This is a genomic window from Streptomyces sp. NPDC049627 (assembly GCF_044465645.1).
Lineage (GTDB): Bacteria > Actinomycetota > Actinomycetes > Streptomycetales > Streptomycetaceae > Streptomyces.
Window position 1 is genome coordinate 188353 of record NZ_JBITLW010000006.1, and the last position, 24005, is coordinate 212357.

23 protein-coding genes are annotated in these 24005 nt (G+C 70.6%); 12 read left to right on the forward strand and 11 right to left on the reverse strand.

Annotated elements, in window-relative coordinates:
- Positions 1–89: 89 nt before the first annotated feature.
- Entirely contained in the window at positions 90–1517 is a 1428-nt protein-coding gene (locus ACIBU0_RS17955) for an MFS transporter (RefSeq protein WP_398818818.1), read from the reverse strand.
- Between the two features lie 343 nt (positions 1518–1860).
- On the opposite strand from ACIBU0_RS17955, the gene ACIBU0_RS17960 reads away from it, so the two are divergent.
- Positions 1861–2787, forward strand: a complete 927-nt coding sequence (locus ACIBU0_RS17960) for a DUF3027 domain-containing protein (RefSeq protein ID WP_398818821.1) — start codon at positions 1861–1863, stop codon at positions 2785–2787.
- Between the two features lie 16 nt (positions 2788–2803).
- Here ACIBU0_RS17960 and ACIBU0_RS17965 read toward each other — a convergent pair whose 3' ends face one another.
- The 3 genes from ACIBU0_RS17965 to ACIBU0_RS17975 all read right to left on the reverse strand — a co-directional run bounded on the left by ACIBU0_RS17965 (position 2804) and on the right by ACIBU0_RS17975 (position 5045).
- On the reverse strand, positions 2804–3433 hold the full coding sequence (locus ACIBU0_RS17965) for a Uma2 family endonuclease (RefSeq protein WP_398818824.1): 630 nt from the start codon (positions 3431–3433) through the stop codon (positions 2804–2806).
- 52 nt (positions 3434–3485) lie between these two features.
- Positions 3486–4349 carry a helix-turn-helix domain-containing protein gene (locus ACIBU0_RS17970; RefSeq protein ID WP_398818827.1) on the reverse strand — a complete coding sequence of 288 codons (864 nt, stop codon included), beginning with the start codon at positions 4347–4349 and terminating at the stop codon, positions 3486–3488.
- A gap of 210 nt (positions 4350–4559) precedes the next feature.
- Positions 4560–5045 carry an ATP-binding protein gene (locus ACIBU0_RS17975; RefSeq protein WP_398818830.1) on the reverse strand — a complete coding sequence of 162 codons (486 nt, stop codon included), beginning with the start codon at positions 5043–5045 and terminating at the stop codon, positions 4560–4562.
- 155 nt (positions 5046–5200) lie between these two features.
- On the opposite strand from ACIBU0_RS17975, the gene ACIBU0_RS17980 reads away from it, so the two are divergent.
- Together ACIBU0_RS17980 and ACIBU0_RS17985 are read left to right on the forward strand one after the other, a co-directional pair.
- Positions 5201–6076 carry a helix-turn-helix domain-containing protein gene (locus tag ACIBU0_RS17980; protein WP_398818833.1) on the forward strand — a complete coding sequence of 292 codons (876 nt, stop codon included), beginning with the start codon at positions 5201–5203 and terminating at the stop codon, positions 6074–6076.
- On the forward strand, positions 6073–6279 hold the full coding sequence (locus ACIBU0_RS17985) for a DUF397 domain-containing protein (RefSeq protein WP_398818836.1): 207 nt from the start codon (positions 6073–6075) through the stop codon (positions 6277–6279). Before ACIBU0_RS17980 ends, ACIBU0_RS17985 begins: the two co-directional genes overlap by 4 nt.
- On the opposite strand, the gene ACIBU0_RS17990 is transcribed toward ACIBU0_RS17985, so the two are convergent.
- A complete protein-coding gene (locus ACIBU0_RS17990) occupies positions 6276–6617 on the reverse strand; it encodes a winged helix-turn-helix transcriptional regulator (RefSeq protein WP_398818838.1) in 342 nt (113 codons plus the stop codon). The genes ACIBU0_RS17985 and ACIBU0_RS17990 overlap by 4 nt on opposite strands.
- Positions 6618–6713: 96 nt before the next feature.
- Here ACIBU0_RS17990 and ACIBU0_RS17995 point away from each other — a divergent pair, with 96 nt between their 5' ends.
- A complete protein-coding gene (locus tag ACIBU0_RS17995; protein WP_398818840.1) occupies positions 6714–7619 on the forward strand; it encodes an NAD(P)-dependent oxidoreductase in 906 nt (301 codons plus the stop codon).
- Here ACIBU0_RS17995 and ACIBU0_RS18000 read toward each other — a convergent pair.
- Entirely contained in the window at positions 7588–8487 is a 900-nt protein-coding gene (locus tag ACIBU0_RS18000) for an LLM class flavin-dependent oxidoreductase (protein WP_398818843.1), read from the reverse strand. The two genes, ACIBU0_RS17995 and ACIBU0_RS18000, sit on opposite strands and share 32 nt — an antisense overlap.
- 15 nt (positions 8488–8502) lie before the next feature.
- Positions 8503–9522 (reverse strand): aldo/keto reductase, encoded by a 1020-nt coding sequence (locus tag ACIBU0_RS18005; RefSeq protein ID WP_398818846.1) that lies wholly within the window; start codon positions 9520–9522, stop codon positions 8503–8505.
- A gap of 137 nt (positions 9523–9659) precedes the next feature.
- Between ACIBU0_RS18005 and ACIBU0_RS18010 the strand changes: the two genes are divergently transcribed.
- The 5 genes from ACIBU0_RS18010 to ACIBU0_RS18030 all read left to right on the forward strand — a co-directional run bounded on the left by ACIBU0_RS18010 (position 9660) and on the right by ACIBU0_RS18030 (position 16701).
- Positions 9660–10250: a TetR/AcrR family transcriptional regulator gene (locus tag ACIBU0_RS18010; RefSeq protein ID WP_398818849.1), complete on the forward strand. Its 591-nt coding sequence runs from the start codon at positions 9660–9662 to the stop codon at positions 10248–10250.
- Between the two features lie 163 nt (positions 10251–10413).
- A complete protein-coding gene (locus tag ACIBU0_RS18015) occupies positions 10414–13566 on the forward strand; it encodes a sacsin N-terminal ATP-binding-like domain-containing protein (protein WP_398818852.1) in 3153 nt (1050 codons plus the stop codon).
- A gap of 169 nt (positions 13567–13735) precedes the next feature.
- On the forward strand, positions 13736–14515 hold the full coding sequence (locus ACIBU0_RS18020) for a calcium-binding protein (protein ID WP_398818855.1): 780 nt from the start codon (positions 13736–13738) through the stop codon (positions 14513–14515).
- Between the two features lie 124 nt (positions 14516–14639).
- Positions 14640–15569 (forward strand): hypothetical protein, encoded by a 930-nt coding sequence (locus ACIBU0_RS18025; protein ID WP_398818858.1) that lies wholly within the window; start codon positions 14640–14642, stop codon positions 15567–15569.
- Between the two features lie 211 nt (positions 15570–15780).
- Complete coding sequence (locus ACIBU0_RS18030) at positions 15781–16701, forward strand: hypothetical protein (RefSeq protein WP_398818861.1); 921 nt, start codon at positions 15781–15783, stop codon at positions 16699–16701.
- A 121-nt stretch (positions 16702–16822) separates the two neighbouring features.
- Here the strand turns inward: ACIBU0_RS18030 and ACIBU0_RS18035 are convergent, their stop codons facing one another.
- Together ACIBU0_RS18035 and ACIBU0_RS18040 are read right to left on the reverse strand one after the other, a co-directional pair.
- On the reverse strand, positions 16823–19219 hold the full coding sequence (locus ACIBU0_RS18035; RefSeq protein WP_398818864.1) for a cation-translocating P-type ATPase: 2397 nt from the start codon (positions 19217–19219) through the stop codon (positions 16823–16825).
- A 132-nt stretch (positions 19220–19351) separates the two neighbouring features.
- On the reverse strand, positions 19352–19636 hold the full coding sequence (locus tag ACIBU0_RS18040) for a DUF2530 domain-containing protein (protein WP_398818867.1): 285 nt from the start codon (positions 19634–19636) through the stop codon (positions 19352–19354).
- A 117-nt stretch (positions 19637–19753) separates the two neighbouring features.
- Here ACIBU0_RS18040 and ACIBU0_RS18045 point away from each other — a divergent pair, with 117 nt between their 5' ends.
- A complete protein-coding gene (locus tag ACIBU0_RS18045; protein ID WP_398818870.1) occupies positions 19754–21205 on the forward strand; it encodes an NCS2 family permease in 1452 nt (483 codons plus the stop codon).
- Positions 21206–21223: 18 nt separating this feature from the next.
- On the opposite strand, the gene ACIBU0_RS18050 is transcribed toward ACIBU0_RS18045, so the two are convergent.
- Positions 21224–21406 carry a ribbon-helix-helix protein, CopG family gene (locus ACIBU0_RS18050; RefSeq protein ID WP_048581217.1) on the reverse strand — a complete coding sequence of 61 codons (183 nt, stop codon included), beginning with the start codon at positions 21404–21406 and terminating at the stop codon, positions 21224–21226.
- Positions 21407–21525: 119 nt separating this feature from the next.
- Here ACIBU0_RS18050 and ACIBU0_RS18055 point away from each other — a divergent pair, with 119 nt between their 5' ends.
- Positions 21526–21963 carry a MarR family winged helix-turn-helix transcriptional regulator gene (locus ACIBU0_RS18055; protein ID WP_398818874.1) on the forward strand — a complete coding sequence of 146 codons (438 nt, stop codon included), beginning with the start codon at positions 21526–21528 and terminating at the stop codon, positions 21961–21963.
- A 27-nt stretch (positions 21964–21990) separates the two neighbouring features.
- A complete protein-coding gene (locus tag ACIBU0_RS18060) occupies positions 21991–23340 on the forward strand; it encodes an MFS transporter (protein ID WP_398818877.1) in 1350 nt (449 codons plus the stop codon).
- 121 nt (positions 23341–23461) lie between these two features.
- On the opposite strand, the gene ACIBU0_RS18065 is transcribed toward ACIBU0_RS18060, so the two are convergent.
- A complete protein-coding gene (locus ACIBU0_RS18065; RefSeq protein WP_398818880.1) occupies positions 23462–23980 on the reverse strand; it encodes a GNAT family N-acetyltransferase in 519 nt (172 codons plus the stop codon).
- Positions 23981–24005 lie beyond the last annotated feature (25 nt).

Consider the following 24005-nt stretch of genomic DNA (forward strand, 5'->3'; position numbering starts at 1 on the left):
ACGGAGGTGGCAGGGCCTCTGCCAAGGAGGCGGCAGGGCTTTACGGCGCGGCACCAGGGCGTACGCGGGCCATGGTGCCGCGAGGCGTGTCAGGCCACCCGCGGATGCGTGTGGCCGCCGTGCCGGGCCGAGACGATCAGGCCCTTGACGGTGGTCAGCCAGCCGACGGCGACGATCGCCGCGCCGACCAGCAGGCCGAACGGACCCCTCAGCGGCAGCACGATGCCGATCGCGCCGCCGAGCACCCACGACATCTGCAGCAGCGTCTCGGAGCGCGCGAACGCCGACGTACGGACCAGTTCCGGCACGTCCCGCTGGATCAGCGCGTCCAGCGACAGCTTGCCCAGCGCCTGCGCGAACCCGGCGACCGCCGCCAGGAACGCCACCAGGACGGCGCCGAAGAAGGCGGCGGCCGTGATCGCCACGGCCAGCACGAAGCCCACGACGGTCACGATGATGATCTCCGGCGCCCGGGACCTGAGCCACGCCCCCACGGCCGTACCGAGCGCGTTTCCGACCCCGGCCGAGACGGCCACTATGCCCAGTGACACGGCGGCGCTCTGGCCGGACATCGGGTGCTCGCGCAGCAGGAACGCGAGGAAGAAGATCAGGAAGCCGGACAGACAGCGCAGGGCGGCGTTGGCGCCGAGGGCGTGGGTGACGGCGATGCCGACCGTGCGCAGCCCGGGCCGCTTGACGGGCCGGCGGTGCGGCCCGTGCAGATGCTGCTCGTCGGCCGCCAGCAGCGCGGTGTCCTCGCCCTTGGCCGAGTCGACCTTGTGCGGGAGCGAGAAGGACAGGAACGTACCGGCGATGAAGATCACGAAGGCGCCGTAGAGCGGCCAGCGGGGCCCGATCGCCTGGAGCCCGGCGCCGATGGGCGCGGCGATGCCCGTGGCGAGCAGCCCGCCGAGCGTGACCCGTGAATTGGCCTTCACGAGGGAGAAGCGGGGTGGCAGCAGACGGGGCACCACGGCGCTTCTGACGACCCCGTACGCCTTCGAGGCGACCAGTACCCCCAGTGCGGCCGGATAGAGCTGGAGGTCGCCGCTGACGACGGCGCTGGACAGCACCAGGGCGAGAAGCGCCCGGGCGAGCATCGCGCCCGCCATCGCCGCGCGGCGGCCGTGCGGGAGACGGTCGAGGAGGGGGCCGATCACGGGGGCGAGGAGCGTGAACGGCGCCATCGTGATGCCGAGGTACAGCGCGACGCGTCCGCGGGCCTCGTCGGTGGGGACGGAGAAGAAGACGGTGGAGGCGAGCGCGACGGTGATCATCATGTCGCCGGCGCCGTTCACCCCGTGCAGTTCGATCAGCTTGCCGAGGCCGGACTCACCTGCGCCCTGCGCGTGCGTCGCCTTGCGGATGCCGCGGGCGGTGCCGGTGACCGGGAAGTGCAGGGCGCGGCCGACCGCGCGGAGGGAGCCGCCCATCCGGCCCGTTCCGCCACCTCGACTCCGGCCGCCCTTGTCGCCACCGACACCGGTGGCTCCTTGCGGCGGCCTCGCGGTTGCCACGACGCAATAGTGCCCCGAGATGGGGGTGGGTAGTGCGGTTACGGCGCGTATGGGGGGAACCTGTGGGCAACTCTCGGGTCGGCGGCACGGGTTCCGCGGGCTTCCGCCGGCCGCCGCGCACGGCGAAGTCGGCCGCCGCGCACGGTGAAAGGGCCGTCGGTGTAGGCCCAGCGCTCGCGAACAGGTAGCGTGCGTATCTCAGCCATCCCGCACAATGGATGACGTAGGTGCGCCCGAGCGCGATTCGGATGCGGACGTCGACGCGGCCCACAGGTCCGCTCCGTCCGTTCCCTCGCCCTCGAGGACCGCACCCGAGAGACGGCGTAGGAGAGAAGCGATACCTGTGAGCGCAGCGACAACGCGAAGCCGCACCCCCGACCGTCTGTGCGCCGAGGCGGTCGACCTCGCCCGCAGCGCAGCCGAGGAGGCCGCCGCCCCCGGCGTGGTGGGTGAGCACGCGGGTCTGATCTCCGAGGGCGACCGCGTTGTCACGCACTTCTTCGAGTGCAAGGAGCTCGGGTACCGCGGCTGGCGCTGGGCGGTGACGGTGGCGCGGGCGTCGCGCGCGAAGATCGTGACGCTCGACGAGGTGGTCCTCCTCCCCGGCCCCGACGCCCTCCTCGCCCCCGAGTGGGTGCCGTGGAGCGAGCGCCTGCGCCCCGGCGACATGGGTCCCGGCGACCTGCTCCCCACGGACGCCGAGGATCTCCGGCTGGAGCCCGGCTTCACGGGCGAGGACGAGCCGGTGCCGAGCTCGGCCGTCTCGCACGAGATGGCGGAGCTGGTGGAGGCGGAGGACGCGGAGGTCACGGCGGGCGCTCCCGCGAACCTCCCGGTGGCCCCCTCCCGCGGCTCGATCGCCGCGGTGGCGGAGGAACTGGGCCTGCGTCGCGCCCGGGTCCTCTCCCGCTACGGCCTCCACATCGCCGCGGACCGCTGGGAGGAGGCGTACGGCGCGAAGACCCCCATGGCCCAGGCGGCCCCGGCGTGCTGCGTCACCTGCGGCTTCCTGGCCCCCATCGGCGGCTCCCTCGGCCAGGCCTTCGGAGTCTGCGCCAACGAGTTCTCCCCGGCGGACGGCCGGGTCGTGTCCCTGACGTACGGCTGCGGCGGCCACTCCGAGGCCGCGGTCATGCCGAAGCCGCCGCGTCCGGCTCCGCCGGTGATCGACGAGACGCGCGTGGATCCGTTCCCGCTGCGTCCGGCGGCGGATTCGGGGTCGGTGCCGATGGCGGGGGACGAGGAGTCGGCGGAGTTGGGGCACTCCTAGCGTTCAGGCCGAGGGTTCAGGATGCCGGTTGCACGCCGGCTTCGTCCTCGCCCTCGGCCTTGTACCGCGGCAGATTCTCGGTCGAGATCGTCCACTCCGCGATGGTGACGTCTTCGCCGTACACGAAGTCCTTGCGGGTCGCGTAGCGGGGGCCGTGGGGGGTGGAGTGGATGTCGGTGAGGACGGCGCCGGTTCCGGTACGAGGGTCGAAGATCGCGTAGATGGGGATGCCGATCAGGGGGTAGTCGCGCATCTTGGTGACCCAGTCATTGTCGGGGTTGGAGCGGGAGACGACCTCGATGGCGGCGATGACGGTGCGGGGGTCGACAGACCCCTGGACGCTCAGGTCGGTCCACGCGATCACCATCACATCGGGGTGTCGCATGATGCCCTCAGGCTCATCCTCCACGTCGGGTGTGCCGTTGTGCGCCAGCAAGTCATCCGGCATGACCTTCTCCAGACGGCGGCTGACGTGCGCGGCCGTGACCTCATGAGGTCCTCCCGGCGACATCATGTCGTGAACGATCCCTTCCTTGGTGATCTCGAACTTTCCGGGGAGCGCGTCGTCCATTGACTGAACGACGTCCCGCATGGCGCGGTACAGGTGGTGGGCGCCCTGTTGCGCGTTGTCCGGGGCGATGGTCATGGCGCTCGCTCCTCGTCGTCTGTGCCCAGGGGCAAGGATCGTCACGTTCATGCTAGGCGGCCTCCAGGACATGGGATCGGCAGTCGCGGCAGCGGCCAGGGGCAGGTGAACGGAAGGCACGGTCACAGCCGTCGCAGGTCCGAAGGGGGTGGCGGACCACATCCGGCGGTGGTGCGGGCGCGCGGAACGGGGGTGGGGGCGGCAGCTGGGTGGTCAGGCGGTGGGCCAGGAGTGCTGCCGGACGGCACAAGGGTCCGGGTGGCAGGTCTGTGGTCAAGGCGTGGCGTACGGCGATGGGGGTGACGTCGCGTTCGAGCCAGGCGGCGACGCCGGGGGCCAGGTGGGCTGTGTCGCAGGCGGAGAGCAGCAGGCGGGGGTCGTGGCGGCGGAGGTCTGCGAGGAGGTCGGTCGCCGTATGGAGGAGGGTGGGGGCCGGGTAGGCGGGTTGCGGTACGGCGGGGAGGGGTTTGCGGGGTGCCGGAGTTCGCTTCTTCCGTGCAGGGGTCGGGACCGGGTGGTCCTGGGTGCGGCGGCGGCCGGGCTGATTGCAGGAGATCGTGCGGGTGACGATGCGGCCGGCGGGGGTGCGTTGGCGTTCGCGGCGCAGGTAGCCGTGGGTTTCCAGTTCGCGTAGCGCGGCGGAGATACGGGTCCTGCCCTCGGGGAAGCGGGCGGCGAGGGTCTTGATGTCGACGCGGGCGCCCTTGGGGAGGGACTGGATGTAGACGGCCAGTCCGATGGCGAGGCCCGACAGCTCCGGGTGCTGGGCGAGGTGGTTGCCGATCACCGTGAAACGGGTGGTGTGGCGGGTGTTGTCGTGGATGAGGCCGCCGCCCCCGGGCTCCGTGTGGGGGTGGTTTTTGCCCGCGGTACGGGACTGGGCGCGCGTGGGCGCGCTAGGGTTTTGGGTATCCATCGGGAAGGTCTCGTTCCTTGATGGTCAGGCCCTCGCACTGGGATTGCCGTCCCGGCGAGGGCCGTTGCATGTCTGCGGTTGTGTTGCGCCGAGCGTAGGGCAGGCAATAGCTCCCGAATCCAGCCGAGTTGGTGATGTTCACCCGGGCGAGTGAGTTTGTGCCGTGGGCGGGCCGGCGGGAGGGAGGGGTGGGGTTTGGTGCGGGTTCTTTCACCCTTGTGTTTCTTGGGGAAGGCCGCCCGTGGCACCGGAGCACGGTTCTCCGGGCTCCGGTGAGAGGTCGATTTCGGCCCAGACCGTCTTGCGCGGAGGCAGCCCCGGCGTGACGCCCCAGCGGTCGGCCAGGGCGTCGACGATGGCGAGGCCGCGGCCCGACTCCGCGTCGGGGGTGGGCCGTTCGGTGTGCGGAAGCCGGTCGGCGCGGGTGTCGGTGACCTCGATACGGAGCGTGTCGCCGACGACGTAGAGGAGCAGCAGGAAGTCCCGGCCGGGGATGCGGCCGTGTGTGACCGCGTTCGCCGCCAGCTCGGCGACCACGTGTGCCGCCGGGTCCAATGGCAGCCCCCAGCTGCGGAGTTGTTCGGTGGCGAGGAGGCGGGCGAGGCGGGCGCCGCGTGGGGTGGGGGACAGCTGCACGCTGAAGTTGCGGATCGGGTTGTGGAGTTGGGCCGTGGGGGCGGCGGTTTCTTGATTCACATCACTCAGCGTGGCCGCGCGTGCTTACTGTGAACAGTGACTCAGCGGGTGCGCACGGTGACTGTCCGGAGCTTGTCCGGTCGTGTCCGGGCTGTCGGGACGGATGCGCGGGTAAGGCGCTGCTGCATCGCGGTGGTACGACGGAGGGGTACGGGATGACGGTCGAGGCGGACACGGGACGGCTCAAGACGGAAGCAGATGAGCCGGGTTGGGAGGTCGATCCGGACGACGAGTGGGGTGTCGCCGTCATCGCGACCGTCGGACGGCAGCTCAAGCTGCGGCGGGAGGCGGTGGGGATGCGGGCCGCCGACTTCGGGAAGGCCGTCGGCTACGGCGAGGACATGGTCTACAAGATCGAGGGCGGGAAGCGGATTCCTCGGCAGGATTACCTGGACAGGGCCGACGAGGTGTTGGGGGCGGGTGGGCTCATCGCCGCGACGTGGGAGGACGTGAAGAAGGTCCGGTACCCCAAGAAGGTGCGTGAGCTGGGGAAGCTGGAGGAGAAGGCGGTCGAGATCGGCGTGTACGAGTGCAACAGCGTCCACGGGCTGTTGCAGACCTCTGACCACGCGAGGACCCTGTTCGAGGCAGCGCAGCCGCCGTACTCACAGGACGACGTGGAACGCATGGTCGCTGCCCGTCTGGCCCGGCAGTCGGTCTTCGACCGAGACCCGGCCCCGTCCATCCACTTCGTGCTGGAAGAGGCGGTGGTACGCCGACCCGTCGGGGGCACAATGGTGTGGCGGCAGCAGCTCGAACGTCTGCTGGAGGTGGGGCGGTTGCGTAACGTGACGTTTCAAGTCATGCCGACGAAGAGCGATGCCCACCCGGGGCTGGACGGCAAGATCGAGCTGCTGAAGTTCCCGGACGGTACGGCGGTGGGGCGCTCGGACGGCGCCTTCAACGGGCGCCCCCTCACCGATCCGAAACAGCTCCGCATCCTGGAACTGCGGTATGGCACCATCCGGGCTCAGGCTCTCCCTCCCCGAGAGTCGCTGGCCTTCATCGAGCAACTGCTGGGAGAAACATGATCCGCAAGAGCGCTGCCGGGGACGCCTCCGAACTGGTGTGGTTCAAGAGCAGCTACAGCAGCGGCACCGATGGCAACTCCTGCGTCGAGATCGCGGTAGCCCCCCGAACCATCCACGTCCGCGACTCCAAGTACTCCGACACCAGCCCCCGCCTCGCCCTCGCGCCGCAGGCCTGGGCCGCTTTCGTCACGTACGTCGTCTAGCGAGTGGCCGGCCGTTCGCGTCCCCAGGCGGCCAGTGGCTGGAGTGCTTCGTTGAGGCGTATCCCGTCCGCGGTCAGTGAGTACTCGACGCGGGGCGGGACCTCGTCGTAGGAGACGCGGTGCACGACGCCGTCCGCTTCCAGCTCACGCAGGTGCGAGGCCAGCACCTTCTCGGTGATCCCTGGAAGCAGTCGACGCAGCTCGCCGAAGCGACGGTAGGGGTGCTCGTGGAGCGCCCAGAGGATCAGCACTTTCCACTTGCCGCCGATCACCTCCATCGCGGCGTCGATCCCGCACACGTGTCCGTCTGGTGCGCCCGGCCGGTTCAGCGTCGTCATGCCCCACCCTTCCGACGTGCTCGCTCACCCCGGGGTAACCACCCACCACCAAGTGCGTACTTGATCACCTCCGGCCCCGTGACCAGCCTAATCGGTATGACACGCAACCCTGTTGAGAAAACTCCCGTCACGATGCTGGGTCTCGGCGCGATGGGCACCGCGCTGGCCCGCGCCTGGCTTGCCGCCGGCCACCCGGTCACCGTCTGGAACCGCACCCCGGCCCGCGCCGCGGCACTCTCCGCCGAGGGTGCCCGGATCGCGGACAGCGCCGCTGAGGCGGTCACGGCGAACACCCTGATCGTCGTTTGTCTGTTGGACGACGCCTCGGTCGACGAGGTGCTGGCCGGTACCGACCTGGCAGACAGGGACCTGGTCAACCTGACCACCAGCACCCCTGCCCAGGCCCGCGCCCGCGCCGAGTGGGCGCGCGAGCGCGGCGCCCGCTACCTGGATGGCGGAATCATGGCTGTCCCTCCGATGATCGGCGTTCCCGAAGCCGGCGGCTACGTCTTCTACAGCGGCTCAAGGGAGCTGTTCGAGCGACACCAGGAGACCCTGGTCGTCCCCGTCGGCACCACCTACGTCGGCGAGGACGCGGGCTTCGCGGCCCTGCACGACGTGGCCCTGCTCAGCGCCATGTACGGGATGTTCGCCGGGGCCGCGCACGCTTTCGCCCTGATCCGCAAGGAGGACATCGACCCGACGTCGTTCGCCCCGCTGTTGGCCGACTGGCTCGTCGCGATGGCGCCGGCAGTTCACCAGACCGCTGACCATCTGCGGAGCGGCGACTACACCAAGGGCGTCGTCTCCAACCTCGCCATGCAGGTGGCCGGCACGCCGACCTTCCTGCGCACCGCCGAGGAGCAGGGTGTCGACCCGCAACTGCTCAGCCCCTACTTCGAGCTGATGCGCCGCCGCCTGGCCGAGGGCAGCGGCCAGGAGGATCTGACGGGCGTTGTCGACATGCTCGTCACCACACGCCCCAGTTCTTCTGGTTCTTGATGAGCTCGTCGGCGACCCACCGAGCGACCCCGGCGGGATACGGCGCCGGCAGCCCGAGGACGATGTGGTGGAAGCCGGCGTCGAGCGCGTCGGTGATCGCGTGCCGGATGGCGGCCGGGTGGTCGTAGGAGACCGGCAGGTGGATCGAGCGGGTGATCGAGGCCGGGTCGCGGCCCGACTCGGCGCAGTAGCGGTCCAGTAGTGCGCTGCGGCGGACCGCGTCGCCGATGTCGCCGCCGGGGATGTTCCACAGGTCGGCGTGCTCGGCGGCCACGCGCAGGGTCGCGGCGGAGCGGCCGCCGATGAGGATGGGCGGATGGGGGCGCTGGACGGGTTTGGGGTTGGCGTAGGCGCCGGTGAGGTGGTGGTGGGTGCCGTGGAAGTCGAAGGGGGCGGACTCGGTCCACAGGCGCCGGATCAGGGTGCAGGCTTCGGCGAGGCTCTCCACGGCGTGCGCGGTGTCGTGGAAGGGGATGCCGTGGGCCTCGTATTCGCGTCGCGCCAGCGGGTGGCCGGGGCGTGAGCCGACCCCTATGCCGAAGTCGAGCCGGCCGCCGGAGATGACGTCCACGGTCGTGGCGATCTTGGCCAGCATCGCGGGAGGGCGGAAGCGGTTGCTGGTCACCATTACGCCGAGGCGCAGCCGTTGGGTCCGGGCGGCCAGGGCCGCGAGCAGCGTCCAGCCCTCGAAGGCCGGTCCTTCCAGGTCGCCCGCGATCGGCATGAGGTGGTCGAACAGCCAGGCGTGTTCGATCTCGGGCAGCGCGTCCGCCTCCTGCCAGACGCGCAGGACGTCGTCGTACGACACCTGCATGGGCGCGGTCATGATTCCGAAGCGGGGCGGCGCGGTGGGCGTGGTGGGTGGCATGACGGTGTCCCCAGCTCAGCGGCGCCGCAGCGACGCGTCCAGCAGCGCCGGCGGAGTGTCGAACTTCTCGTGCGCCGCGAGGTCGGTTCCGGGAGCGACGATCGCGTCGATCGCGTCGAGGACGTCCGCCGAGAGCACGGTGTCGGCGGCGGCCAGCTGCGACTGCAGGTGCTCCGGCGTACGGGGGCCGATGAGCGCGCTGGTCACGGCACGGTGTGCGGTCACGAAGCCGAGGGCGAGCTGGATCATCGTCAGGCCCGCCTCGTCGGCGACCTCCGCCAGCTGTTCGACGGCGTCGAGCTTCGCCCGGTTGTAGGGGAGGCTCATGTCGAAGCGTTCCGGCATGAACGCCGAGCGGTTCGTCGTGACGTCCCGGCCCCTGCGGACCGCGCCAGTCAGCCAGCCCGAGGCCAGCGGGCTCCACACCAGCACACCGAGCCCGTACTCCTCGGCCACGGGCAGGACGTGGGCCTCCACCCCGCGCTGGAGGATGGAGTAGTTGGGCTGTTCGGTGACATAACGGCCCAGGTGGTGCTCGCGGGCGGCCCACTGGGCCTGGACGATGCGGTGGGCGGGGAAGGTCGAGGAGCCGAAGTAGCGGATCTTTCCGGCGCGCTGAAGGTCCGTGAGGGCCGACAGGGTCTCCTCGTCGCTGGTGTTCGGGTCCCAGCGGTGCATCTGGTAGAGGTCGATGTGGTCGACGCCCAGCCGACGCAGGCTGTCGTCCAGTGCCTTGACCAGCCAGCGACGTGAACCGCCCTGGTGGTTGCGCTCCTCGCCCATCGGCATGGTCGCCTTCGTGGCCAGCACGATGTCGTCGCTACGGCCTGCGACGGCCTTGCCGACCATCTCCTCCGACTCTCCGCCGCTGTACCAGTCGGCGGTGTCGATGAGGTTGATCCCCGCCTCCAGAGCGGCGTCGACGAGGGCGGTGGCCTCGTCCTGGGTGGTGCGTCCGATCGCGCCGAAGTTCATGGCGCCGAGTGCGAGGGCACTGACCTGTACTCCGGTGCGGCCCAAGGTGCGGTACTGCATGGCCATATCTCCTCATGGTGAAACGGAACATCGTTCCGGTTTGGTGCTGCCGAACGATACGGAACGCTGTTCCGCTTTGGCAAGCGGAGTGGCGTACCGTGAGCAGCAGCGCAGCGGGACGGACAGGGAGTGGCTCGGTGGACGACAGCGACGAGGGCGCCGGGCGCGCGGCCCCGCCCAGGCGGAAGGACGCCCGGCGCAACAAGGAGACGCTGCTCGACGCGGCCGCCGCGGTCTTCGTCGCGAAGGGCGTGGACGCGCCGGTGCGCGACATCGCGGCCGAGGCCGGTGTCGGGCTGGGCACGATCTACCGTCACTTCCCGACGCGAGCGGACCTGATCATCGCCGTCTACCGGCACCAGGTCGAAGCCTGCGCCGAGGCCGGTCCGTCCCTGCTGGCCGCCGGCGAGACCCCGTACGCCGCACTGACGCGCTGGATCGACCTCTTCGTCGACTTCCTGGTCACCAAGCACGGACTTGCCGCCGTGTTCCAGTCCGGCAACGCCGACTTCGAGGCCCTCCACTCCTACTTCCTCGACCGCCTCGTGCCCGTCTGCACCGAGCTGCTGGAGGCCGCGGCCGCCTCCGGTGAGATCCGCCCCGGCATCGAGGCCTACGAGCTCATGCGCGGCGTCGGCAACCTCTGCATCGGCGCCGACAGCGACCCCCGCTACGACGCCCGCCGCCTGGTCGGACTCCTTGTCGCGGGGCTGCGCCGACCGCACTGAGGCGCCGGCACCGCTCCAGACGATGGCACGTGATCAACCGGCTCAGCTCAGGAACTCCTGACCGAGTGACGCGAGCCGCCGTGGGCCCACCAGCGCGCAGCCTGTGCTCTGTGCCCCGCTCCCCAGGCGGTACCTTCGTCGCGACGGCGATGAGGAGAGTGACGTGAGCAAGTTCGTGCGGCCCGCAGCCGAAGGCGCCGACCCCTTCGGTACGGCCCGGCTGCGTCGCGGAGTGCTGGACGCCTGGGCCACCAGCCCCGCCCGTTTCCGGGAGGACGCCAACGCCGAGGAGGACCTCGTCCTCGGCGGATACCGGGACCGGCTCGTGGTCGAGCTCGCTCAGAACGCCGCCGACGCCGCCGCCAGGGCGAACGTGCCCGGACGGCTGCGGCTCACCCTGCGCGACGGGGTCCTCGTCGCCGCCAACACCGGCGCCCCGCTGGACGCCGCCGGCGTCGAGTCGCTGTCCACCCTGCGCGCCTCGGCCAAGCGGGACACCCAGCAGGGCGCCGTGGGGCGGTTCGGTGTCGGGTTCGCCGCCGTCATCGCCGTGACGGACGAGCCTGCCGTCGTCGGGCGGCACGGCGGGGTGCGGTGGTCCCTCGCCGAGGCCCGCGAGCTGGCGACCGAGACCGCCCGCCACAGTCCCGGGCTGGGGGACGAGATCCGGCGCCGCGACGGGCACGTACCCCTCCTCCGGCTGCCGTTCGCCGCCGAGGGCACCGCCCCGGACCCGTACGACACCGCCGTCATCCTTCCCCTGCGCGACACCGCCGCCGCCGACCTCGCCGAGCGCCTGCTGCACGCCGTCGACGACGCCCTGCTCCTCGCCCTGCCGGGCCTGGAGGAGGTCGTGGTCGAGGTGGGCGAGGACGAGCCGCGCACGCTGCGCCGCAGTGTCGACGGGCCCTTCACCGTCGTAGAGGACTCGCGCAACGGCGTCACCCACTGGCGTACGACCGCCGCCCACGGCCCGCTCACGCCCGACCTCCTCGCCGACCGGCCGGTGGAGGAGCGGCTGCGGCCGCACTGGTCGCTGACCTGGGCCGTGCCCGTCAACGCCGCCGACAGCACGCCGGCCCGGCCCCGCACGGCTCCCGTGGTCCACGCGCCGACACCGAGTGACGAACCCCTCGGCGTCCCGGCCCTCCTCATCGCCTCCTTCCCCCTCGACACCACCCGCCGCCACGCCGCCCCCGGCCCGCTCACCGACTTCCTCGTGCAGCGGGCGGCCGACGCCTACGCCGACCTGCTCGCCGACTGGCGTCCGGTGAGCGAGGGCATCATCGGGCTGGTGCCCGGGCCGCTGGGGAAGGGTGAACTCGACGGGGCCCTGCGCCAGGCGATCCTGGAGCGTCTGCCCCGTACTGAGTTTCTCCCGCCCGCCCACCCGGCCTTCCTGCCGCCCGCCGTAGAGCCGCGCGAGCACGAGCCAGAGCTGCCCGAGTCGCTGCGGCCGCGCGACGCCGAGGTCGTCGAGGGCGCCGGTGCGGAGACGGTGCGGGTACTGGCCGAGGTGCTGCCCACGCTGCTCCCCGCCGGACTGGAACGGCGCGTGGAGCTGCGGACGCTGGGGGTCGCCCGCGTCCCGCTCACCGACGCGATCGACCGGCTGGCGGGACTGGAGAAGGCCCCGGGCTGGTGGCGGCGGCTCTACGACAGCCTCGCCGGGGTCGACCCCGACCGGCTGTCCGGCCTGCCCGTGCCGCTGGCCGACGGGCGGACGACGATCGGGCCCCGGCAGGTCCTGCTGCCGACCCCGGACGGCGCCCCCATCGATCCCGAGGTCCTCGCCCGCCTCGGACTCAAGGTCACCCACCCGGACGCCGCCCACCCCCTCCTGGAAAAGCTCGGCGCCCTGCCGGCCACGCCCCGCGCCGTCCTCACCACTCCCCAGGTGCGCGCCGCGGTCGCCGCGTCCCTCGACGAGGACGCCGGCCTGAGCTGGGAGGAGGACGCCCCCGACGCCGAGGAACTGGCCGACATCGTGCTCGCGCTGGTGCGGGACGCGGGGCTGGAGCCCGGTGACGAGCCGTGGCTCGGCGCCCTCGCGCTGCCCGACGAGGAGGGGGAGCTGGCGCCCGCCGGTGAGCTCGTCCTTCCCGGCAGCCCCTTCGCGCAGATCATGCGGGAGGACGAACTCGCGACCGTCGACGCCGAGCTGGCCGAGAAATGGGGAGAGCAGCCGCTCGCCGCCTGCGGCGTCCTGGCCAACTTCGCCCTCGTCCGGGCCACGGACGTCGTCCTCGACCCGGACGAACTGGAGCCGCGCGAAGGTGACTTCGCCGAGCCGGACGACGCCGGTCTGCTGGACGCGGTGGACGTGTGGTGCGAGGACATCCTCGACCGCTTCCCGGACACCCCCGTACCGCCGGTCGCCACCGAACTCATCGCCGTACGCGACCTGGACCTGGTCGACGACGACAAGTGGCCGCAGGCCCTCGCCCTGCTCGCCCAGCCGCCCCTGCGCGACGCGCTCACCCAGCAGGTGCGGATCCTGCTGCCCGACGGCACGCACGAAGTCGTACGGCCGTACACGGCCTGGTGGCTGCGGGGGCACCCGGTGCTCGACGGCCGCCGCCCCGCCGGTCTGCTCGCCTCCGGCGGCGACCCGCTCCTGCGCGGCCTGTACGACGAGGCCGACGCGACCGGCTTCGACGACGAGCAGGTGCTGCGGGCGCTCGGCGTGCGGACGTCCGTCGCCGCGCTGCTCGACGAGCCGGGCGGCGCCGCCGAGCTGCTGGACCGCCTGGCCGACCCCGACCGTGAGGTCACCGCCGCTCAACTGCACGCTCTCTATGGAGCGTTGGCCGATCTGGACCCCGAGCAGGTGACCCTGCCGGACGAGCTGCGGGCCGTGGTCGACGGGCGGGTGGAGGTCGTGGACGCGGCGGACGCGGTGGTCGTCGACTCGCCCGACCTGCTGCCGTTCACTGGCGGGGTGCCGCTGCTGCCGGTCCGTCCGTCCCGGGCCGCCGAGCTGGCCGAACTGTTCCAGGTGCGGCGGCTCAGCGAGTCCGTGACGGGTTCGGTCGACTCCGAGGGCACCGAGCACGACGTACCGGATTCGGTGCGGGTGCTGCTCGGGACGCGGACGCCCGCGTCGTACGTCGAGCACGAGGAGCTCGTGGTCGACGGCGTGGAGATCGACTGGCGCCTGACCGACGACGGGGTCCTGCACGCGGCGACCCTGGAGGGCGTCGCGGCCGGACTGGCGTGGGCGGCGGGACAGTGGCCCCGGCGGTTCGAGGTGGCGGCGCTGCTGGAGGATCCTTCGCGGACGGGGGAGCTGGCGCGGGACCGGTGGTTCGACTGATCTTGAAATTTCCCGCACAAACTTTCCAGAAGTCGTACAACCTTTCACATCCGCCGTGAATCTGATCAGGCGAGCCAACAGGCTCCCTGATCACTTGGGTCCCGCAAGGCGCCCTGAGCCGCGAGGTACTGCCGGCGCCGGGACCCCTTCTCCACGTGGGGAACAACACATGCGCATGCGTGCCACCCTCGGCGTCGTCACCGGCGCCCTGGCCCTCTCCGCTCTCGCCGTTCCGGCCGCGCAGGCCGACGAGATCCATGGCGACACGACGATCTCGAACGTCGTGGTGAACGGCGGCAAGGCGGCGGTCGTCGGCGCGACCACGACGAAGACCATCACCGTCTCCTTCACCGTGAAGGACGACTCGGGCGTCGACTGGGCGCAGGCGATCCTCTACCACGGCGCCGACATCGACAGCTCCGACACCGGCGCCGTGGCCAACAGCAGCGACGGCCGTGCCAGCTGCACCGTCGTCAACGCCACCACGTCGAACTGCAAGTCGACCTACAACCTCGACCCGGGCTACAACCTGGCCAACTTCGCGGCCGGCAGCTGGAAGGTCTGGGCGATCGCCGCGGGCAACGACGCCGACTACGTCCAGAAGGACAACGCCAAGAGCTTCCTCGTCCAGCGTCTGTCGAAGCTGACGGTCAACGCCTCGCCGGAGCCGGTCGCCAAGGGCAAGACCATCACGGTCACCGGCAAGCTGACCCGCGCCAACTGGGACCGCGGTACGTACAACGGCTACTCCACCCAGCCGGTGAAGCTGCAGTTCCGCAAGAACGGCACCAGCACCTACACCACCCTCAAGACCATCAAGACGAACTCGTACGGCGACCTGAAGACGACGGTCACCGCCTCCGCGGACGGCTACTTCCGCTACCGCTTCGAGGGCACGTCGACCACCCCGGCGGTCAGCGCCGCGGGTGACTTCGTCGACGTCCGATAACCCACGGGCCTCAAGCCGCCCGGTGCCGGTTCTCTCCGGTGCCGGGCGGTTTCCGATTCCGCCCGAACACCCATCACCCGTCCCGTGAAGACCGCCCGGGACCTCTCCTCCCCTGGGGAAGCGCATGCGCATTCGAGCCACCGTGGCCGCCCTCTCCGGCGCCCTGGCCCTCTCCGCCCTCGCCGCTCCGGCCGTTCAGGCCGCCGAGGGCACCTCGTACGGCAAGGACGACGTGCTGAAGGCCGTGCAGGCCGCGCGGCAGGCCTCCGGCGAGTCCGCCCGCAGCACCTACGCCACGCAGGACACGGGCACGCCGTACGCTCTCGACCTCTCCTTCTCCAACGTGAAGGTCAACAACGGCAAGCCGATCGTCGCCGGCATCGCCAACCAGGTGACCGTCCCCGTCACCTACACCGTCACGCACGCGGCGGACATCGACCTCGACGCCCCCGACTTCCTTCTGGACGTCGAGATCTACCGCGGCAGCTACGACGACCCGGCCAACGTGCTGTTCGGCGACGAGTGGCCGGCCTGCACCGCGACCTCGGCCACGACCGCCGACTGCAAGGGCACCATCGACGTCTATCCCGACTTCGAGCTGACCAACGCCGACGCCACCACCTGGAAGGCCGTCGGCTACGCGATCGACTTCAACGGCGAGGACCTGGACAACGACGTCAACTGGGACAACATCGGGTACGCCGAGCAGTCGGACCTGGCCACCACCAGGCTGCAGCGCTACTCCAAGCTGACGGTCAACGCCTCGCCGGAGCCGGTGAAGAAGGGCCGGACCATCACGGTCACCGGCAAGCTGTCCCGCGCCAACTGGGAGACGCACAAGTACGCGGGCTACACCAACCAGTCGGTGAAGCTGCAGTTCCGCAAGAAGGGGACCAGCACCTACACCACGGTGAAGACCATCAAGACCAACTCGACGGGCAACCTCAGCACGACCGTCACCGCATCCGTGGACGGCTACTTCCGCTACCGGTTCGAGGGCACCTCCACCACCCCGGCGGTCAGCGCCACGGGCGACTTCGTCGACGTGCAGTAGGCAGAGCAGGGCCGCGTCACGAACATCCCGGTATCCGCCGGGAGTTCGTGACGCAGCTCACGAAAAATCCGCGGCGAGGACACAACCCGCAACCCCCCGGCGCCTATCTGATCACATGGGCCAAAAGGTCCCACGATCACTCGGGCCCCGACGTGACCGCCAGTGCAGGGCACGACGACCAGCGGGGCCCCTTTCCGCATCAGGGGAACGCATGCGCAACAGAGCCACCGTGGCCGCCGTCTCCGCTCTCTCCGGCGCCCTGGCCCTCTCCGCCTTCGCCGTGCCGGCCGCGCAGGCCGACGACTCCGCCGCCTCCTACCGCGCGGACGTCGCGAAGATCCGCCAGGCCGCGCAGGCCGGGTCGGGCAGGGCCGCGGCCGTGGACGGCCAGCCGTACGCCCTGAACGTCAGCTTCTCCAACCTCAAGATCGCAAAGGCGGTCAAGGTCGGCACGACCCAGCACGTCTCCACCACGGTGACGTACACGCTGACCCACGGCGCCGACGTCGACATCAAGGCCGCCGACTTCGTCACCGACCCGATCCTCTACAAGGGCTCCTCCACCAGCCCGGACAACATGCTCTACGGCAACAAGCCGGCCAAGTGCACCGCCACCTCGGCGACCACCGCCGACTGCAAGGGCACCATCGACGTCTACCCGGGCTCGCACGAGCTGATCAACGCGGACGCCGGCGCCTGGAAGGCCGCGGCGGAGGCCACCGCCTTCAACGGCCAGGACCCGGACGGCGAGACCTTCGACATCACCAAGGTCGGCTACAAGAGCCAGGACGGCCTCGGCGGCACGCTGGTCCAGCGCGCCTCGAAGCTGACGGTCAACGCCGCGCCGGAGCCGGTGAAGAAGGGCAAGCCCATCACGATCACCGGCAAGCTCTCCCGCGCCAACTGGGAGGACAACAAGTACCACGGGTACGTCAGCCAGCCGGTGAACCTGCAGTTCCGCAAGAACGGCAGCAACACCTACACCACGGTGAAGACCCTCAGGACCAACTCGACGGGCGACCTGAAGACGACGGTCACCGCGTCCGTGGACGGCTACTTCCGCTACACCTTCGCCGGCACCACGACGACCCCGGCGGTCAACGCGGCGGGCGACTTCATCGACGTGCAGTAGGGCAGCGCCCTCAGGGGCGCGGGGCTGTGTCGGTCTGCGGCTACCGCCGCGTGTGCGCGACCAGCCACAACGGACCCGCAGTGAACCACGGCGCTCTTTCGGCCGAAGCCAAGCGCAGCGGCTACGCCGGGAAACGGCGGTCGACCCACCTCCACGTGAGCTCCAGGGCGACCGCCGCCACCGCCGAGATGCCGACGGCGATCCACGGCATCGTCATCCCGACGAGCCGCAGCGCGAAGAACTCCTGCAGCCACGGCACCACCAGTACCAGCAGGAATCCGAGGCCCATCGCGGTCACCAGGGCGAGACGCCACCACGTGTACGGGCGGGCGATGATGGCCAGGACCCACAGGGAGATCAGGAACAGCGTCAGCGTCGCGACGCTCGTCTCCGCGGGCAACGTGTCCGCGCCCGTGTAGTAGTGACGGGCGATCAGGTACGTCGCGAAGGTCGCCACCGCCGCGACCAGCCCGCCCGGGATCGCGTACCGCATGACCCGCCGGACGAAATGGGGTTTCGCGCGCTCCTTGTTGGGCGCGAGGGCCAGGAAGAAGGCGGGGACGCCGATGGTGAGGGTGGACAGGAGGGTCAGGTGGCGGGGCAGGAAGGGGTACTCCACCTGCCAGATCACCACCATCAGCGCCAGCAGCACCGAGTAGACGGTCTTGACCAGGAAGAGCGTCGCCACGCGCGTGATGTTGCCGATGACCCGCCGGCCCTCCGCCACCACCGACGGCAGCGTCGCGAAGCTGTTGTTCAGCAGCACGATCTGCGCGACGGCCCGCGTGGCCTCCGACCCCGAGCCCATCGCGACCCCGATGTCGGCGTCCTTGAGGGCGAGGACGTCGTTCACACCGTCGCCGGTCATGGCGACGGCGTGCCCGTGGGACTGCAGTGCGCCCACCATGTCCCGCTTCTGCTGCGGGGTGACCCGCCCGAACACCGTGGCCTCGTCGAGGGCCGTCGCCATGCCGTCCCGGTCGCGGGGGAGCGCGCGGGCGTCGACCGTCGTACCGGTCAGCCCGAGCTTGTTCGCGACGGCGCCGACGGACACCGCGTTGTCCCCGGAGATCACCTTCGCCCGGACGTTCTGCTCGGCGAAGTAGCGCAGGGTGTCGGCGGCGTCGGGGCGCAGCCGTTGTTCCAGGACGACGAGAGCGGTCGGCTTGGCACCCTCGGCGACGTCGGGATCGTCGAGGTCGCGGTCGGCGCGGGCGAGCAGCAGCACCCGCAGGCCCTGTTCGTTCAGCCGATCGGTTTCGGCCAGGGCCGGGTCCTCGGCGGCCAGGAGCACGTCGGGGGCGCCCAGCAGCCAGGTGCTGGACTCGCCGTTGCCCTCGCTGAAGCTGGCGCCGCTGTACTTGCGGGCGGAGGAGAAGGGCAGCGACTCGGTGCAGCGCCAGTCCTCGGCGTCCGGGTAGGCGTCGATGACGGCCTGCAGGGAGGCGTTCGGTCGGGGGTCGGACTCGCCGAGGGCGCCGAGCACCTTGCGGACGTACTCCTCGTCGCTGCCGCCCAGGGCCCGCAGCTCGGTGACGTCCATGCCGCCCTCGGTGAGGGTGCCGGTCTTGTCGAGGCAGACCGTGTCCACCCGGGCGAGGCCCTCGATGGCGGGCAGCTCCTGGACGAGGCACTGCTTGCGGCCGAGGCGGATGACGCCGATGGCGAAGGCCACGGAGGTGAGGAGGACCAGCCCCTCGGGGACCATGGGCACGATGCCGCCGACGGTCCGGGCGAGCGAGTCGTCGAGGTCCCGGTTCTTCACGAAGAGCTGGGTGACGATCAGGCCGATCGCGGCCGGGATCATCATCCAGGTGACGTACTTGAGGATGGTGGAGATGCCGGAGCGCAGCTCGGAGTGGACGAGGGTGAACCGGGAGGCCTCCTCGGCGAGCTGGGCGGCGTAGGCCTCGCGGCCGACCTTGGTGGCCTGGAAGGCGCCGCCCCCGGCGACGACGAAGCTCCCGGACAGCACCTGGTCCCCCGGCCGTTTGACGACCGGGTCGGCCTCCCCGGTGAGCAGCGACTCGTCGATCTCCAGCCCGTCGGTCTCGACGCACACCCCGTCCACGACGGCCTTGTCGCCCGGTCCGATCTCTATCAGGTCGTCCAGCACGATCTCCGACGTGCCGACGTCGGCGGCGACCCCGTCGCGCCGCACCGTGGGCCGCGCCTCACCGATCACGGCGAGCGAGTCGAGGGTCTTCTTCGCCCGCCACTCCTGGATGATCCCGATGCCGGTGTTGGCGAGGATCACGAAGCCGAACAGGCTGTCCTGGATCGGCGCGACGAACAGCATGATCAGCCAGAGCACGCCGATGATCGCGTTGAACCGGGTGAACACGTTGGCGCGGACGATGTCGGCCATCGACCGGCTGCTGCGCACCGGTACGTCGTTGACCTGCCCGCGCGCGACCCGCTCGGCCACCTCGGCCGCGGTGAGCCCGCCCGGCGCCACCGGGGCGGGGGCGGGGTGCACAGGGTTGTCCACGTCGGCGCCCGCGTCGGTATGCGTCATGCATTCGACGGTACGTGCGGATTTACGGCTTCACCCGCCGAGTGGGCGGAAGTTCCGACTTGGGGAGGACGGGGGAGCGGGGGAATGGTGCTGTGGTTGTACGCCGGGGGCCACGGAAACAGCGCCGGGAGCCTACTGGGCGGACGGCGCCTCTTCCTGTTCCGCCTCGGCCGGCGCAGCGGCCCGCTTGATGGCCGCGTCGCGCCTGCGGACGTACCAGATGCCGATGAGCCCCAGCCCGCCGCCGGCCAGGCAGGTCCACACCCACCAGGCGTGCCCGCGGTCGTCGAACCAGCCGTAGAAGGGCAGCTGTACGACGAAGAGGACGAACCAGAGGATCGTGCCGCCGGTGATGGTGGCGACCACGGGCCCCTCCAGGGGCTCCGGCGCCTCGTGCTTGGGGGTCCACTTCGCCATGCAGCACAGCTTACGAGGCGGCCGGATCTACGCGCGGAGATGGCCGATCGCGGCTTTATATGTTCATACTGAAACGGTTTATGTCTGACCACTTCTCTTCGTAGGAACCGCCAAAGCATGTCCACCTCGGCCCCCGCCAAGGTCCCCGCCCCTGAACAGCCGGGAGCCGGCCCCGCCTACGGCGCACTCGACCGCTTCTTCAAGATCTCCGAACGCGGCAGCACCCTGCCCCGCGAAATCCGCGGCGGTTTCGCCACCTTCTTCGCGATGGCCTACATCATCGTGCTGAACCCGATCATCCTCGGCAGCGCGAAGGACATGTACGGCCACCAGCTGGACAACGGCCAGCTGGTCACCGCGACGGCCCTCACGGCGGCGTTCACCACGCTGCTGATGGGCGTCATCGGCAACGTGCCGATCGCGCTCGCCGCCGGCCTGGGCGTCAACTCGGTGGTCGCCCTCCAGCTGGCGCCCCGGATGTCCTGGCCGGACGCCATGGGCATGGTGGTCCTGGCCGGCTTCGTGGTCATGCTGCTCGTCGCCACCGGCCTGCGCGAGCGCGTCATGAACGCCGTCCCCTACAGCCTGCGCAAGGCCATCTCCATCGGCATCGGCCTGTTCATCATGCTGATCGGCCTCGTCGACTCCGGCTTCGTCTCCCGCATCCCGGACGCCGCCCACACCACCGTCCCGCTCCAGCTCGGCGGCGACGGTCATCTCAACGGGTGGCCGGTCCTGGTCTTCATCCTCGGCGCGCTGCTCACCCTCGCGCTGATCGTGCGCAAGGTCTCCGGCGCGATCCTCATCTCGATCGTCGCGATGACGGTGCTCGCCGTCGTCATCGAGGCGGTCGCGAACGTGCCGTCCTGGGGCCTGACCACCCCGAAGTGGCCCGGCAACCCGTTCGAGACCCCCGACTTCGGCCTGATCGGCCAGGTCAGCCTCTTCGGCGGCTTCGACAAGGTCGGCGCGCTGACCGGCACCCTCTTCGTCTTCACGGTCCTGCTGTCCTGCTTCTTCGACGCCATGGGCACGATCATGGGCGTCAGCGACGAGGCGAAGCTGACCGACGCCCAGGGCCAGATGCCCGGCATCAACAGGGTCCTGTTCGTCGACGGCCTCGCCGTCGCGACGGGCGGCGCCGGCTCCTCGTCGGCCACGACCGCCTTCGTGGAGTCCACGGCCGGCGTCGGCGAGGGCGCGCGTACCGGATTCGCGAACGTCGTCACCGGCGCCCTCTTCGGTGTGGCGCTGTTCCTGACGCCCGTCGCCACCATGGTCCCGTCCCAGGCGGCCACCCCGGCCCTGCTGGCGGTCGGTTTCCTGATCCTGGCCAACTCGGTCAAGGAGATCGACTGGGCCGACTACACGATCGCGATCCCGGCCTTCGTCACGATGGTGATGATGCCGTTCACCTACTCGATCACCAACGGCATCGGCATGGGCTTCATCACCTTCGTGGTGCTGCGCCTGGCCGCCGGGCGTGGCCGGGAGGTGCCGGTCGCGATGTACGTCGTCGCGGCGGTGTTCACGTTCTACTACCTGATGCCGGCGCTGGGTCTCACATAGGCCGCCCAGGCAGCCGCCTCACGTGAGGCCGTAGAACTTCTCGGTCTCCTCGACGGCGGACTGGAAGCGCTCGTCGAAGTCATCGCGGATGAGCGTCCGGACGACATAGTCCTGGACGCTCATTCCTCTTTTCGCCGCATGCTCTCGGAGTCGTTCGAGCAGCTCATGGTCTATCCGCAGGCTGAGCACGCTGGTCCCCATGAACACGAGGGTTGCCGCACCCGACGGCTCGGCGTGTCACGTTCCGCCACCGAATCACCCGGATGAGTGATGTTGTACCCGGTGGTCTTTAGTCAGAGTAATGAGTTATGCTAAGGAACATGTCGGACCTTACCCATGGCGACGACGCTGCCGCCGTGAACTCTCTTCGCTCCGCCCTGATGCGACTGTCGCGTCGGCTCAAGCACCAGCGGGTCGACGAGTCGCTGAGCCCCACCGAGATGTCGGTGCTGGGCACCCTCTCCCTCTGCGGCAAGGCCACCCCCGGTGAGCTCGCCCGCAAGGAGCACGTCCAGCCGCCCTCGATGACCCGCATCGTCGCCCTGCTGGAGGCCAAGGGACTGGTCCGACTGGAGCCGCACCCGGAGGACCGGCGCCAGAAGGTCGTCACGAAGACGGAGCAGGCCGAGGCGATGCTCGAGGAGAGCCGCCGCAAGCGCAACGCCTTCCTGGCCGCCCTGGTCGAGGGCCTCGACGAGGACGAGTGGGCGAAACTGCGCGCCGCCGCCCCCGTGCTGGAGAAGCTCGCACACCTGTAAGCCACGGTCACAAGGAGGCGAACCCTTTTGAGTACGGGACCCGGAACACCTTCCGCACCCGCACCGGACGCCCACCGATCCCCATCCGCCCTCAAGCCCCGCAAGTCCTCGATGTTCAGTTCCCTGAGCGTCAGGAACTACCGCCTGTTCTTCCTCGGCCAGGTCGTCTCCAACACCGGCACCTGGATGCAGCGCATCGCCCAGGACTGGCTGGTGCTCAGCCTCACCGGCTCCGCGACCGCCGTCGGCATCACCACGGCCCTGCAGTTCCTGCCGATGCTGCTCTTCGGCCTCTACGGCGGTGTCCTCGTCGACCGCCTGCCCAAGCGCCGCACCCTTCTCGTCACACAGTCGTCGATGGCCGCCACCGGCATCGCGCTCGCCGTCCTCACCCTCACCGGACACGTCCAGGTCTGGCATGTGTACCTGGCCGCCTTCGCCGTCGGCCTCGCGACCGTCGTCGACAACCCGGCCCGTCAGTCGTTCGTCTCCGAGATGGTCGGCCCGGACCAGCTGCAGAACGCCGTCAGCCTGAACTCCGCGAACTTCCAGTCGGCCCGCCTGATCGGCCCCGCCGTGGCCGGCCTGATGATCACCGGCGTCGGTACGGGCTGGGCGTTCCTCGCCAACGGGCTGTCCTTCGTCGCGCCCATCACCGGTCTGCTGCTGATGCGGGCGCGTGAGCTGTACGTCGTCGAGCGCGCCCCGCGCGGCAAGGGGCAGCTGCGGGAGGGCCTGCGGTATGTCGCCGGGCGCCCGGAGCTGATCTGGACCATCGTCCTCGCCGGGTTCGTCAGCACCTTCGGCTTCAACTTCCCCGTCTACCTGTCCGCCTTCGCCGACGACGTCTTCCACGCGGGCGCCGGTTCCTACAGCCTCTTCAACACCCTGATGGCGGTCGGCTCCCTCGCGGGCGCGCTGCTCGCGGCCCGGCGCGGTACGGCCCGGATGCGGGTGCTGGTCGCGGGGGCGGTGGCCTTCGGCGCGATGGAGATCGTGGCCGCGCTCGCCCCCTCGCTGTGGCTGTTCGCCCTGCTCATGGCGCCCATCGGCATGTTCGGCATGACGGTGAACGTCACCGCCAACAGCAGCATCCAGATGGCCACCGACCCGGTCATGCGGGGCCGCGTGATGGCGCTGTACATGATGGTCTTCATGGGCGGCGCACCGCTGGGCGCGCCGATCGCCGGCTGGATCACGGACGCGTACGGCGTCCGGGCGGGCCTGGCGGTGGGCGGCGCGATCACGGCCGCCGCGGCGGCCGTGATCGCCCTGGTCCTGGCCCGCGTCGGCGGGCTGCGGCTGTCGGTCGGCTGGGACCACGGGCATCCGCGGGTGCGGTTCGTTCCACGTGAGCGGTTGGCTGCCGCCGTCTGAGCCGCGAAAGGGGGTGCCGCGGTCCGTCGTTGGGCGGCTGCGGACCGGTGGGGGCTGGTCGCGCAGTTCCCCGCGCCCTTGGGGGCGTTTCCGAACCGCGGCTTGCTCTGCACCGACCTGCTCAGACCCTCCTGGCCAGCACCTGCCCCGGCCAGTCGTCCTTCCCCGTGTACGTCTCGGTGCGGAGGAAGCCGTTGTTCTCGTAGTAGCGGACCAGCTTGCCGTCGTCGCCCGCGTAGCAGTCGACGCGGAGCAGGGAGATGCCCGCCCGGCGGGTCGTCTCGGCGGCGTGGGCCAGCAGGGTGCTGCCCACGCCGTGTCCCTTGAAGCGGCGGTCGGAGGCGAGCCAGTGGATGTACCGCTCGGGCTCGCCGGGCGGCGGGAGGTGGGAGAGGTAGGCGCCGGGTGCGTCGGTGAGGGTGAGGGTGCCGGCCGGCACGCCGTCGGCCTCGGCGATGAAGGCGTCGCCCGCCTCCATGTCCCGGGCGACCGACTCCGCCACCTTCGGGTTCTCCGAGAGCGGCTTGGACCCCCACTGGCCGGTGCGCCCCTGTGCGGTCAGCCACTCCACGCAGCCGTCGAGCATGCCGAGTATCACGGGGATGTCGCCGGGCCCGGCGTCTCTGATCATGATCTCCATGCCCCCATGGTGTCAGGCTTGGTCT